12 protein-coding genes are annotated in these 12,221 nt (G+C 60.2%); 6 read left to right on the top strand and 6 right to left on the bottom strand.

Annotated features, from left to right (window positions below; translation table 11 throughout):
- Positions 1 to 2: 2 nt before the first annotated feature.
- From ACILSQ_RS01670 to ACILSQ_RS01655, 4 genes are all read right to left on the bottom strand, one after another.
- Positions 3 to 749 (bottom strand): polysaccharide lyase, encoded by a 747-nt coding sequence (locus ACILSQ_RS01670; RefSeq protein WP_395741834.1) that lies wholly within the window; start codon positions 747 to 749, stop codon positions 3 to 5.
- A gap of 9 nt (positions 750 to 758) precedes the next feature.
- Positions 759 to 1,067 carry a type II toxin-antitoxin system RelE/ParE family toxin gene (locus tag ACILSQ_RS01665; protein ID WP_395741833.1) on the bottom strand — a complete coding sequence of 103 codons (309 nt, stop codon included), beginning with the start codon at positions 1,065 to 1,067 and terminating at the stop codon, positions 759 to 761.
- 281 nt (positions 1,068 to 1,348) lie between these two features.
- Positions 1,349 to 2,257, bottom strand: coding sequence for a sugar phosphate isomerase/epimerase family protein (locus tag ACILSQ_RS01660; RefSeq protein ID WP_395741832.1), 909 nt, complete (start codon positions 2,255 to 2,257; stop codon positions 1,349 to 1,351).
- Positions 2,258 to 2,307: 50 nt separating this feature from the next.
- A complete protein-coding gene (locus ACILSQ_RS01655) occupies positions 2,308 to 2,727 on the bottom strand; it encodes a DUF3592 domain-containing protein (protein ID WP_395741831.1) in 420 nt (139 codons plus the stop codon).
- A 187-nt stretch (positions 2,728 to 2,914) separates the two neighbouring features.
- On the opposite strand from ACILSQ_RS01655, the gene ACILSQ_RS01650 reads away from it, so the two are divergent.
- The 3 genes from ACILSQ_RS01650 (at position 2,915) to ACILSQ_RS01640 (ending at position 5,909) form a co-directional block, all read left to right on the top strand.
- Positions 2,915 to 3,880, top strand: coding sequence for a hypothetical protein (locus ACILSQ_RS01650; protein WP_395741830.1), 966 nt, complete (start codon positions 2,915 to 2,917; stop codon positions 3,878 to 3,880).
- 68 nt (positions 3,881 to 3,948) lie between these two features.
- Positions 3,949 to 4,674 (top strand): hypothetical protein, encoded by a 726-nt coding sequence (locus ACILSQ_RS01645; protein WP_395741829.1) that lies wholly within the window; start codon positions 3,949 to 3,951, stop codon positions 4,672 to 4,674.
- Positions 4,675 to 5,624: 950 nt separating this feature from the next.
- A complete protein-coding gene (locus ACILSQ_RS01640; RefSeq protein WP_395741828.1) occupies positions 5,625 to 5,909 on the top strand; it encodes a hypothetical protein in 285 nt (94 codons plus the stop codon).
- 197 nt (positions 5,910 to 6,106) lie between these two features.
- Here the strand turns inward: ACILSQ_RS01640 and ACILSQ_RS01635 are convergent, their stop codons facing one another.
- Positions 6,107 to 7,276 (bottom strand): serine hydrolase domain-containing protein, encoded by a 1,170-nt coding sequence (locus tag ACILSQ_RS01635; RefSeq protein WP_395741827.1) that lies wholly within the window; start codon positions 7,274 to 7,276, stop codon positions 6,107 to 6,109.
- 420 nt (positions 7,277 to 7,696) lie between these two features.
- On the opposite strand from ACILSQ_RS01635, the gene ACILSQ_RS01630 reads away from it, so the two are divergent.
- On the top strand, positions 7,697 to 7,942 hold the full coding sequence (locus ACILSQ_RS01630; RefSeq protein ID WP_395741826.1) for a type II toxin-antitoxin system ParD family antitoxin: 246 nt from the start codon (positions 7,697 to 7,699) through the stop codon (positions 7,940 to 7,942).
- Positions 7,943 to 7,983: 41 nt separating this feature from the next.
- Positions 7,984 to 8,577 carry a hypothetical protein gene (locus tag ACILSQ_RS01625; RefSeq protein ID WP_395741825.1) on the top strand — a complete coding sequence of 198 codons (594 nt, stop codon included), beginning with the start codon at positions 7,984 to 7,986 and terminating at the stop codon, positions 8,575 to 8,577.
- Position 8,578: 1 nt separating this feature from the next.
- Here the strand turns inward: ACILSQ_RS01625 and mutS are convergent, their stop codons facing one another.
- Positions 8,579 to 10,957 (bottom strand): DNA mismatch repair protein MutS, encoded by a 2,379-nt coding sequence (gene mutS, locus ACILSQ_RS01620; protein ID WP_395741824.1) that lies wholly within the window; start codon positions 10,955 to 10,957, stop codon positions 8,579 to 8,581.
- 109 nt (positions 10,958 to 11,066) lie between these two features.
- On the opposite strand from mutS, the gene ACILSQ_RS01615 reads away from it, so the two are divergent.
- The gene (locus ACILSQ_RS01615; protein WP_395741823.1) at positions 11,067 to 12,191 is read left to right on the top strand and encodes a metallophosphoesterase family protein; all 1,125 of its coding nucleotides are present in this window, start codon (positions 11,067 to 11,069) and stop codon (positions 12,189 to 12,191) included.
- Positions 12,192 to 12,221: the final 30 nt, after the last annotated feature.

Raw genomic sequence — 12,221 nt, 5'->3', positions numbered from 1 at the left:
AATCACTTCTTCTCCACGCTCCTGCCCGGAGACACCGCCTCAAAGCTGCCCCCGGGGCCCGCCACGCGATACTCGTCAAAATACACCACGTTCTGCGGCACCTCGCCCACGCTGTGGTACTGCCCAAACTTCGCATACGGCCCCAGCCCTTCCGGATATTGCGTGATGATGTCCCTCTCCTTCACCACCTCCACGCCGTCCTTCCAGATCGTCCAGAAGCCTTTCTTTTCCGCGGACCAGCGCACATGCACCACCCAGTCCGTCCACTGTTCTTTCACCAGGGGAATCCTGGCCAGCGTGCGCTTCTTCTCCGTGGCGTTGGTGGTGATGATCCACCCGTCCGCTCCCACGCGGATGGCCAGCACCGGGCTCGGTCCGCCCGCCTGCGTGTGCCATTGAAACAGCACCGCGTTGGACTGCTTGGGCGCCGTGAACTCCTGCGGCACATAGATGCTCAGCCCATACCAGTAGTCCTTCTCCATCTCCACCTTCGTCATTTTTTTCCCGTCTGAAAACTCCGCCCGCTGCCCGCCATTCACCTCCGGGTCACTCGCCCGCAGCAGCGTCTTCGCCGCATGCTTTCCCGCCCGCACCGGCGTCGTCACGATGCTCAATGAATCCTCCTGCGCCCTCTGCGTCCCAAGCTGCGAAACATCCCCCGTCTCAAAATCCGCCACCCGCAGCAGCGCTCCTTCTTGCGCGGCGGCGTTTAGGGTGACCAGGAAAAGAATGAGCAAGTGAGATTTCATGGCGGGAAATTATTCAAAAAGAGGCGGCAGATTTCTGGCGCCGTGCAGAACCCTCAACACCTCGATTTCATCTTCCAATTCGTGATAAAACAAAAGGTAGGTGGGGAAATGGTCCGCAGGGAGAAATCGGATGCCCACAAAACGAGGAGCGCTGAAGCGAGGGCGAACGCCAATGGCTGGCTGTTGCCCCAGGCGTTCGGCCGTGTCCAAAATATCCTGCCGAACTTCCTCAGCGGCTGCGAGATTGTCCTGGGCGATATAGTCCTCGATTTCGTCAAGATCATTGACGGCCACCGGATTAAGAACAACGGCCTTCATGCCTTCTTCCGCCGCAGCTCAGCGACAGGCACCCGGCGTCCAGGATGTTGCAGCGCTTCATCAAGCAGAGACTCGAGAGCCTTGCTGGCACGACGACCAAACACAGTCTGCACAGCGGCCTCCAGGGCCGAATCAATAGAACTGAACTGCCCACTCGCGACTTGTTCACGGAGCAAAGCCTCGGCCGGCGCTGTAAGAGTGGCAGTCATGGGGAGAAGTTATCTCTTCGTTCAGGCGTGGCAAGCCAGCAAATCGCAGACGGCTCGGTGAGCAAGTGCGCATCACCCCGCCTTCGCCAGCGCCCCGGCCAGCACGGCATGGCTCTTCTTCGCCGCCGCCACGGGGTCATATCCCGGCTTGCTGAAAATCTGCCCGCTCACCTCCACCACCACGGGGCCGGTGTAACCGTGCTTTTTCAGCAGGGTGAAATACTTCACATAATCCGTCCGCCCTTCTCCCGGCAGCAGAAACTGAAACTTCGCCGCATCGCCCGTCGAGTCTTTCACATGGATGAACTTCGTCCGCGGCAGCAGCAGCTTCATGCTCTCCTCCATGTCGATCCCCTGCAGCTCAAAGTGGCTGTAGTCATACGTTACCTGAATGGCGGGAGACCTCACCTGATCGATCAACCACAGCAGCCGCTCCGGCGAGTTCACCGCGCTGCCCACATGCGCCTTGATCGCGATCACCGTCTTCTCCTTCTCCGCGGTTTCCGCCCAGGACTTCAGCCGCTCCACCATCCCTGCCTTCTGCTCCTCCCACAGCGCCGGCTTGCCGCCGCACACCGTCTCGATGATCGGCGGCTGCGCCGCGTTCATGTCCCGCGCCACCTGCGCCGCATCGGCGATCGTCCGCAGCGCCAGAGCATGCGCCTTGTCATCCGCCGTCAGGCTGATGTTCACCATCAGGCACGGCAGGTCCAGCTTCAGCGCCGCCAGCTGCTGCACCGCCTCCTTCCGTGCCTCGGCCGTAAACACCTTCGGCTCCGTCGGAAACCCCGCATTCAATGCCAGCTCCACATTCGCATAGCCGATCTCCGCGCAGGTCTTGAGCGCCTCATTCAAAGTCAGCGTCTTCATGCCATACAGGCTAAAACCCAGGCTGGGCCCGCCCGCAGCAGCCGCACGTGAGAAAGAGGGCAGGGCGGCAAAACCCAGGGCAGCGTGGAGAAAATGGCGACGGGTGGACATGAGGAACAGGAAAGGTCGTGGGTTGAAGAGAGGGCGTGATAAGGTGACAGCTAACGTTTCCCCAGGGGAACGAAGGAAAGCAAAAATCCAACTCCTCCCGCTGCGGCGATGAAAAGCATGATCTTCTCGGCCCCGGCTCCATCGCCCGTGGAGCCATTCCGAATGATCGCATTCTTCGGATCCGCCGCGGAATAGACAACTGGCACCGTATCCACGGTGACCTCATCACCCTTGGTGATCGAGCCGAGATAGCCGTCGGTCACCTGAAACTGCCTCGTGATGGCTGCCTTCTCTTTGGGCGTGTATTCCACCGTAAGCCAGTTTTTGGTGCCGCTGCGTCGTCCTGTCTTGGTATTCACCTCGACTTTCAGTACCTTCCCTGGCACTTCGATGCCCGTGGATTCCAGCAGCTCACGCCCCTTGCCCTTGTTCATGGAGACATACGCAAGGGCGAGCCCTGCGATAATCATGATGATCGATCCTGCGCGTATGTTTTCCCTCATGAGAATGTGAATTTTGAATCAGGCCCCGAAGCATGAGAATGGGGATGTGTTTCGTCAACCTCTCTTCTTCCTGGGGAGATCTCACGATTTCACCACCCCCGCCATCTCAAATCCCTGAGAGACGAAACTCCGCCACCGCGTTCTCACGCCCACCATGACGCGCCGCCTCCTCCACCGCTTCGCCCTTTGGGCCCTCCTCGCACTTCCCATGGCCGCACAGGCCGCGAACGAAGCCAAAACCCTGAACGTCCTCTTCATTGGCAACAGCTTCACCGGCCGCCACAATCTCTGCTCCGTGGTCAAGGCCATGGCCGAGGCCGGCCAGCCGGGTCTCAAATTCAATGCGACCGACATCATCTACGGCGGCCGCACCTTGAAAGATCACTGGCGCCTCGGCACCCAGAACTTCGTCAAGCGTTCCACCCTCACCGAAGCCGAGGAAAAGGCCACCATCGCCACGCTCGAAAAGACCCTCGCTGAAAACCCCAAGGACAATTACGCCAAAATCGCCATCGCTCGCCATCGCGAGCTCCTCCCCAAGATCGAGGCCAACCGCAAACCCTGGGACATCATCGTGCTTCAGTCCTACCGCGACGACATCGAAGGCGACCCCGCTCCCTATGCCGAGTATGCCCCCAAGTTCGCCGAACTCGCCAAAGCCCAGGGCGCCCGCGTCATCCTCTATGTGACCACTCCCACCACCCAGAATGAGAAACCCCTGACCACCGCGCCAGATCCCGCACCCGTGCTTGCCAAGGAGCGCACCATCGCCGCCCTCGCCAAAAAGATCGATGCCTCCGTCGCTCCGATGGCCCTCGTCGCCCTGCGCTGCCAGACCCAGCGTCCGGACCTGACCCTGCGCTTCGTCAATGACGCGCATCTCAATCAGACCATGGCCTACCTCACCGCCTGCACGCTCTATTCTGCGATCTTCAATCAAAGCCCCGTCGGCCTGCCCATCGACTCCGTCACGGACATCCGCAGCCAGGAAAAGCCCGTTCCTGACAAAACCAAGGACCGCGATGGCAGCCCCATCACCCGCAAGTTCTCCGAGAAGGACCGCGCCGACCTCCAGCGCATCGCCTGGGAAGGCTGGCAGGAATTTCAGAAGCTGCCTTGATGGTTCGCGCAGATGACCGCCGTAATTTGGCCATGAGTCGTCCGTCTTGTGACCCGGAAAGAAAGGCCATGAAGCCAGTGCCCCGCGTACTTTTCATGGTCCTGTGCCTGACGGCGGTCGCGGCACTGCCCGCCGCAGACCCCATGCCCATGCCACAACCCATGCCCGCAGAGGACGACGGCGCCATCCCCCGCATGGTAAACATGGAGGAGTTCGAAGCCCTCGTCACTAATTCCCCCTTCACCCGCTCCCTCGGCATTTCCGACTCCCTCATTCTCACGGGTGTCGCCCATTTCGAAAAAGACGTTTACGCCACCCTTCTCGACACAAAGACCTTCGAGTCCCACGTCGTCTCCCGCACCCCCAATTACCAGGGCTGGCAGCTCGTCGGCGTCGGCGGCCATTCCGACGAGATCCAGACCTGGTCCGCCAAAATCCAGGTCCCCGGCGGCGAGGTCATCTCCGTCCGCTATCAAAAGCCCCCGCCCCGGCCCCCGCGCTCCAAATCCGGCGGCAGCTCTGGCGGAGGTTCCGGTGGCAGCGCCCCGCAGCTCACCTCCACTCAGTTGAGCGAAGCCAAAACCGCCGCGGTGAACTACAAGGAAGGCTTCTCCTCAGACGGCTACCCCAAGGCCCCGCCCCCCGAGATGGTCGCCAAGCTTTCCCGCCTCAGCACCTCCCAGCGCGAGACCATCAATCAACAAATGCTCGGCCTCCGCAACAAAGGCCTCGGCCTCGACGAACGCCGCAAAATCTACGAAGGCCTCGTGGATCGCTCCTTGCAGCAGCGTTAGCCGGCGTTTGAAAATCTGGGCAGAAACCAAAGACGTCTTCCCGAACAGCGCGGCCCTCCGGTCGTAGGTCGGCTGTGTTTGGCGTCGAAGTCATTCTCATGCCCCACATCCTCCTCCGCCAAACCACCCGACTGCGAGGACGTCCGTACCCCACAAAGCCACCCTAACGCCCACAGCCACCCTGGGAGCGCGGCACTCTGGTCGTAGGTCGGCTGTGTTTGGCGTCGAAGTCGTTCTCATGCCCCACATCCTCCTCCGCCAAACCGCCCGACTGCGAGGACGCTCGTACCCCACAAACTCACCCTCACGCCGAAAGCTAGCCACCCTGGGAGCGCGGCACTCTGGTCGTAGGTCGGCTGTGTTTGGCGTCGAAGTCGTACTCATGCCCCACATCCTCCTCCGCCAAACCGCCCGACTGCGAGGACGCTCGTATCCCACAAACTCACCCTCACGCCGAAAGCTAGCCACCCTGGGAGCGCGGCACTCTGGTCGTAGGTCGGCTGTGTTTGGCGTCGAAGTCGTTCTCATGCCCCACATCCTCCTCCGCCAAACCACCCGACTGCGAGGACGTCCTTCCCTCACAAAGCCACCTTCACGCCCACAGCCACCCTGGGAGCGCGGCACTCTGGTCGTAGGTCGGCTGTGTTTGGCGTCGAAGTCGTACTCATGCCCCACATCCTCCTCCGCCAAACCACCCGACTGCGAGGACGTCCTTCCCCCACAAAGCCACCCTCACGCCGAAAGGTAGTCACCCTGGGAGCGCGGCACTCCGATGCCGCAGAGCTCCGCACGTGCAAGTTTCTCCGCACTTCCTCTAGATGACTCTCAGGCAAGTCGCATGGCCGTATGTCCACGTCGGGAGTGTCCGTGATGCAGTCTGATAGACGCCGCATCTCACGCGCCAGCCAAGCCCCAGTTGCATGCCAAAGGGCAGCGGTTACGCTGCATACATGAGCACCAAAGAGCAAACCCTGTCCTTGCTCGCAGAGCTGCCAGAGGAGTCGGCAGCTTGGCGCGAACTGCATGATGCCGCACCCCTTCTGCGCGGCATCTCCGCAGCAGAGGACGACGTGAAAAACGGACGCGAACGCCCCCTGCCTGAAGCTATGCAACTGCTCGAACAAAAATGGCAGCACAAAGCCACGCGCGGCTTCAACCAGTTAGATCGCGGCGCTTCCGTCGAAACAAATCATGACACCTTCATGAACCATTTCCGCAACCGCCGACAGCCCTGAAAGGGCGACGTAATATAGCCCAGGGCAAGCGAGCCTAAGCGAGCGCCGCCCTGGGTTTTGTCAGCCAGACAGGGAAGCAAACCGAGGACTCCGCCACACCCCACCACCAGCAGCGTCTACACCGAGTCCCGCCGCGCAGCTGCACCGCAAGCACCCAGACCATCCATGACCGCTCCTTGCAGCGGCGCTGATCCCCCTCACTTCCCCACCGCCTTCGCCGCCGCATTCTGAAACGCCTCACGCACCGGGCTCGCGTCGCTGTTGGGGAAGTTCGTACGCTGCACCATCAGCACATAAATAAGCTCCTTCTTCGGATCGATCCACGCCTGCGTCCCCCACGCACCGCCATGACCGAAGGTGCCCGGCGAAAGCATCGCCGCCAGACCTTCATGCGGCTCCTTCAGCACACAGGTGCCGATGCCCCAGCCATAGTTCTTCCCGTGACTGCCAAACTCCGCCTTCTGGAAAAAACCGCAGGGCAGCTCGCCCGTGTGCACAGCCGAGAGAATCTTCACCGCCTCCGGACTCAAAATGCGTTTGCCCTCCAGCGTGCCGCCATTCAGCAGCATCTGGCAGAAGCGCGTATAATCCTTCGCGCAGGAATACAGCCCGCCATTGCCCTGCGGCGGGCGGCCGCGTTTCCCGAAGTCACCGCGTGGCGGCACCGCCTCCAGTTTGCCGCTCTCCTTGTTCTTCGCATACCCCGTGGCCACGTTGCTCCACTGCGCATCCGTCGGATAAAAAGTCGTGTTCGTCATCCCCAGCGGATCAAACACCCGCTTCTGCAAAAACTCGTCAAACGTCATCCCGCTGATCACCTCCACGATGCGCGACGCCGCATTGATGCCCGACTGGCAGTACTGCCATTTTGCACCGGGCTCGAACTGCATCGGCGTCGCCAGCCAGATCGGCACCAGATCCGCCAGCGTGTGCGCCTCCTGCGCCTTCGCACCACCCGCCTCGCCCAAGCCGGAGGTATGCGTCAGAATCTGCGTGATCGTGAGATTCGCCGACTTGCCCGAAGGCGTTTTCAGCCCGGCAAACTCCGGCAGATACTTCGCCACCGGGTCCGCAATGTTCAGCTTCCCCTCATCCTGCAGCATCATGATCGCCACCCCGGTCACCGGCTTCGTCATCGAAGCAATCCAGCACATCGTATCCACGCTCATGGTCTTCTGCTTCTCAATGTCCGCCATCCCATTCGCCTCCAGATGCACCACCCCATCCTTCTTCGCCACCACCGTCACCACCCCCGCCACCTCACCCTTGGCAATCATCCCCTGCATCGCCTCCCCAACGCCAGGAAGTTTGGGGGTGTCCGCAAAGGCGAGCGACGAAAGAAGCAAAGGAAGAAGAAGCGTGCGCATGGTGGTGAGGGTGTTAAACGGAGCCAAGACACCATTGTTGTCGGCTTGTGGTCCCAGCGTGAAAAACAGCAAGAAACAAATGCTCCACCTTCGCAACCAAGGCTTCAACATCGACGAACCCCCGCAAAATCTTGCGCCATCGAATGACGCCCTTGGCTTGAAGGCCAATGGCCTTCCGTATTATAGCCCAGGGATGCCGAGCCTTGGCGAGTGCTTCCCTGGGTAGGCGCACCACAATCCGGGAAGCAAACCCAGCACTCCGCCACACTCCGCCATCCACCAGCGGCGTCTGCAACACGTTCCGCTGCGCACCTGCACCGCAAGCACCCAGCCCACCATGGCTCGGACAGCACCCTCCGAAAACACACCAACCGCACAAAACTCAGTGCCATTCATCCAGATCTTGTTAGTTTTGCAATCATGACCATCACCCTGCCACTCGCTCTGGACGCTCTCGTGGCCAGAAAAATGGCCTCCGGAATGTATGAGAATGAAGGAGAAGTCGTGCGCGAGGCTTTGCGACAAATGGAATTTCGTGAATCAGCCTTGGGCCTCTTGCACCAGGAAGCCGCATCCGGCTTTGATCAGCTTGATCGTGGTGACTCCATCGAAATGGACCGCGACACCTTCGTGAATCATTTCCGCCGCCGCAGGCAGGCCGTATAACTTGTAAATTTAAAATGCCCACCACTCAACCATAGCCGTTTGTGAAAAACGAAATGAACCCAGAAGAAAAGAGAGATCCCCCAAAGTTTGAGTGGTCGTGGATTTTTGGCTTTCTCATCGTTTGGATTTTGATTGGAATCACGCCAAAAATTGCAGAAAAACCTGGAGAGTTTGGCGACATGTTCGGGATGGTTAACAGCCTCTTTTCAGGGGCGGCATTGATTGGCCTGATTTACACGATCAGACTTCAAATGCATGAAATCTACCTTCAACGAGAAGAGCTTAAATTGACCCGGAGCGAGCTGAAGAAATCTGCCGAAGCTCAAAAGGACTCAGCAGAAGCCCTCACACTCCAAGTATTGATTTCAGCCATCACGGCGCAACTTTCGACACACATTTCGAGACGTGAGACTGCGTATGCCAATTTGAAGAAATGGGAAGAAAGTCAAATCTCCGGGAGCTTTTTCGCTTCTACTGCGGCATCACGTGATGAGCGCAGAAAAATTGATGAAGCGATTACTTATCTGACGAATCAAATTGAGGGGCTTCAAAACAGGCTTTCCCAGTATGACAAAGAATTGTCCGAGAAGCTCTCAACTGCTCGGAAAGCTGATGATGTTGACGCCTCATCTTAAATCACCCAAACAACACCATCTGCCCCGCATCCTCATCACTCACTGCCTTCTTCCTCACCTTCGCCGGCACACTCGTCGCCACCGGCACCTCCTTCACACTCTCCGCCGGCTGATGCCCCGCCTCGAGCTGCAGCAGCACTTCCTTCGCGCGATCAATCACATTCTCCGGCAGCCCCGCGAGCCGCGCCACCTGGATCCCATAGCTCTTCTCAGCGCAGCCCGGTAAAATCTTGCGCAGGAAGATGATCTGGTGGTTCCACTCCTTCACCGCCACGTTGTAGTTCTTCACCGCACTGCGGCTCTGCGCCAGCGCCGTGATCTCATGGTAGTGCGTCGCAAACAGCGTGCGCGCTCCCACCTTGTCATGCAGATGCTCCGCCACACTCCAGGCGATGCTGAGGCCGTCAAACGTGCTCGTCCCGCGCCCGATCTCATCCAGGATCACCAGACTGCGCTCCGTCGCATTGTTCAAAATGAGAGCCGTCTCATTCATCTCCACCATGAAGGTACTCTGCCCGCGCGCGATGTCATCGCTCGCGCCGATGCGTGTGAAGATGCGATCCACCAGCCCCACCTCCGCGCTCGCCACCGGCAGATAGCTTCCGATTTGAGCCATCAGCGTCAGCAGCGCCGTCATGCGCAAATAAGTGCTCTTACCCGCCATGTTCGGCCCCGTGATCAAAATCAGCCGGCTCTCCTCCGGCTCCAGCGTGATGTCATTCGGCACAAAGCGCTCGCCACCCGTCAGGTTCTGATCCAGCACCGGATGCCGCCCTTCGCGGATGAAAAGATTGCGCGTCTCATTCAGCACCGGCCGCGTGTAGTTAAACAGCCGCGCCGTCTCCGCCAGCGAACCCAGCGCATCCAGAATCGCAATCGTCTCCGCCGTCTCCTGAATGTGCGCCAGATGCTCCAGCACCCGCCCGCGCAGCGCTAGAAACTCCTCATACTCCAGCGCCTTGCTGCGCTCCTCGCTGCCGAGAATCTTGTCCTCCATCCGCTTCAGCTCATCCGTGATGTAGCGTTCGCCATTCACCGTCGTCTGCTTGCGATGATAATCCGGCGGCACGCTGCCCACATTCGCCTTCGTGATCTCAATGAAGTACCCAAACACCGCGTTGTATTTGATTTTGAGACTCTTGATCCCCGTGCGCTCAATCTCACGATTCTGCAAATCCGCGATCCATTGCCTGCCCAGCGTCGAGGCCGCACGCAGCTCATCCAGCGCCGGCAGATAGCCCTCGCGAAACACACCACCCTCCTTGATCTGCATCGGCGGCTCTTCCGCGATCGCCTTCTGAATCTCCTGCGAAATTCCCGTCAGATCATGCAGCCGGGTCAGCAGAAGAGGAATCATCCTGATCCCACCTTCAGCCGCCTCATCATCCGAATTCCCCGTCACGATCAACTGCTCCAGCGCCGCCCGCAGCGCAGGCACCACCTCCAGCGAAGACGCCAGCATCAGCAGATCACGCCCGTTCCCGCTGCCCTGGCTCAGCCGCGAACTCGTGCGCTCCAGATCCCGCACCTCTTTTAGCAGCGTGCGGATCTGACTGAACAGCATCGACTCCTCCAGCAGCGCCGCCACCATGTCCTGCCGCTGCGTCAGCGTCTCCAGATCCCGCAGCGGATGCAGCACCCAGTGCCGCAGCTTCCGCGCGCCCATCGGCGTGCACGTGCGATCCAGCGCGCTCAGCAGCGTGTGCGCATTGCCACCGCGTGCCGTCACCAGTTCCAGATGGCTCTGGCTCGCCGCATCGATCAGCACCACATCGCTAATTTGAGCATGCCGCAGCCGTTGGATATGATCCACACTCCGCCGCAGTTGAAACTGCAGATACTGCAAAATGCACCCCGCAGCCCCGATCGCCGCGCTCAGCCCCTGACAGCCAAAGCCATCCAGCGACTGCACCTTGAAATGCTGCGTCAGACTGTGCTGCGCCTGATCGATCAAAAACAAATACCCCTCCACCGCCAGCGCACAGCTTGGCCTGCCCAGCAGCTCGATCAAATCCCGCTGCTCCTCGCTATACAGCAGCTCGCTCGCCTGCAGCCGCTCCAGTTCGTCCACCAGCTCCGTGGCATCCTTGAACTCCGCCACCTCAAACTCCCCCGTCGTATGGTCCACATACGCCAGGCCCAGCTTCTTCCCATCCCGGAACACCGCCGCCAGATAGTTCGCACGGTTCGAGTCCAGCAGATTGAGATCATTGATCGTTCCCGCACTCAGCACCTGCGACACCGGCGAGGCCGTCTTCGCATCCTCAAAGAACAGCTCATAAAAATCCCCCAGCCGGAAAAACAGCAGCACATCCTCCGGCAGCTCGCGCCGGATGGCGAGGTACTGCTTCATCATGGGAGTGGTGCTGGCGTCAGACATGGCTTGGGCGGGCGTCAAGAAGTCAAGAGGTAGCCCGGCAGGTCAAGAGGGGAGCAATGACGAATGACGAATTCAGAATGACGAAATGCCGCTCCCACGTTGATAGCACATGCACTCCCGCCGTCGCTTCCTCCAAACCTGCACCGCCGCAGCCGCACTTCCACACCCCGCCTCTCATGCCGCCGAGCCTGCCAAGCCCTTCTCCTTCATCCTCCTCGGCGACCTCCACTACGACAGCCTTTCCCATCACGACATGAAATGGCTCGATGCCCACCACGGCGGCGATCTCAGCCAAATTAATAACTACTCCCGCCTCACCGCCGAAGTCATGCCCGGCATGTTCGCCGCATTAAAACAACGCATCGCATCCCTGCGCGACTCCGCCGCACCGCCCGCCTTCGTCCTCCAGGTCGGCGATCTCGTCGAAGGCCTCTGCGGCACCGCCGAGCTCTCCGCCCGCCAAAACCGCGAAGCCCTCGCCTTCGTCACCCAGTCAGAGCTCGGCATTCCCTTCGTCTTCACCAAAGGCAATCACGACGTCACCGGCGACGGCGCCAAAGAAGCCTTCGATGAAGTCCTCCTGCCCTATATGGCCAAAGAAGCACGCAAGCTCGACTCCACCGCCACCCACACCCAGGCCAATCACACCCTGACCCAGGGCGATTCCCAGTTCGCCTTCTTCGACGCCTACGACAAAACCAGCCTCGAATGGCTCGAAGCCGTCGCCGCCAAACGCACCGCCAAACACCTCTTCGTCACCATCCACCCGCCCGTCGTCCCCTACGGCGCCCGCGCATCCTGGCACCTCTACGCCGGCGAGAAAACAAAATCGCAGCGCGCCAAGCTCCTCGACATCCTCGGCCAGCAGCAGGCCATGGTCCTCGGCGGCCACCTCCACAAATTCAGCGCCCTCACCCGCAATGCCGGCGGCAAAAGCTTCTCCCAGCTCGCCGTCAGCAGCGTCGTCTCATCGTTAAATCAAAAGCCCAAGGACATCCTCCACGGCCTCGACACCTACACCGGCGATCAGGTCAATCTCGAGCCCAAGCACTCCCCCGACACCGCCGCCCAGCGCCGCGACATCTACGCCGCCGAGCGCCAGCAGGTCACCTCCTTTGAGTATGCCGACACCGCCGGCTTCGCCGTCATCACCGTCGATGGCGCACAAGTCACCGCCGCCGTTCACTCAGGCTCGCAAACAGAGGCCTTCCAGACCCTGAAGATTTCAGTCTGAGGAAGTGTCTGCTTGATCAGGCACCGCCAG

This window comes from Prosthecobacter sp., from assembly GCF_044227185.1.
Lineage (GTDB): Bacteria > Verrucomicrobiota > Verrucomicrobiia > Verrucomicrobiales > Verrucomicrobiaceae > Prosthecobacter.
Note: the sequence above shows the minus strand (reverse complement) of the source record. Positions and strands in the feature narration are given on the sequence as shown.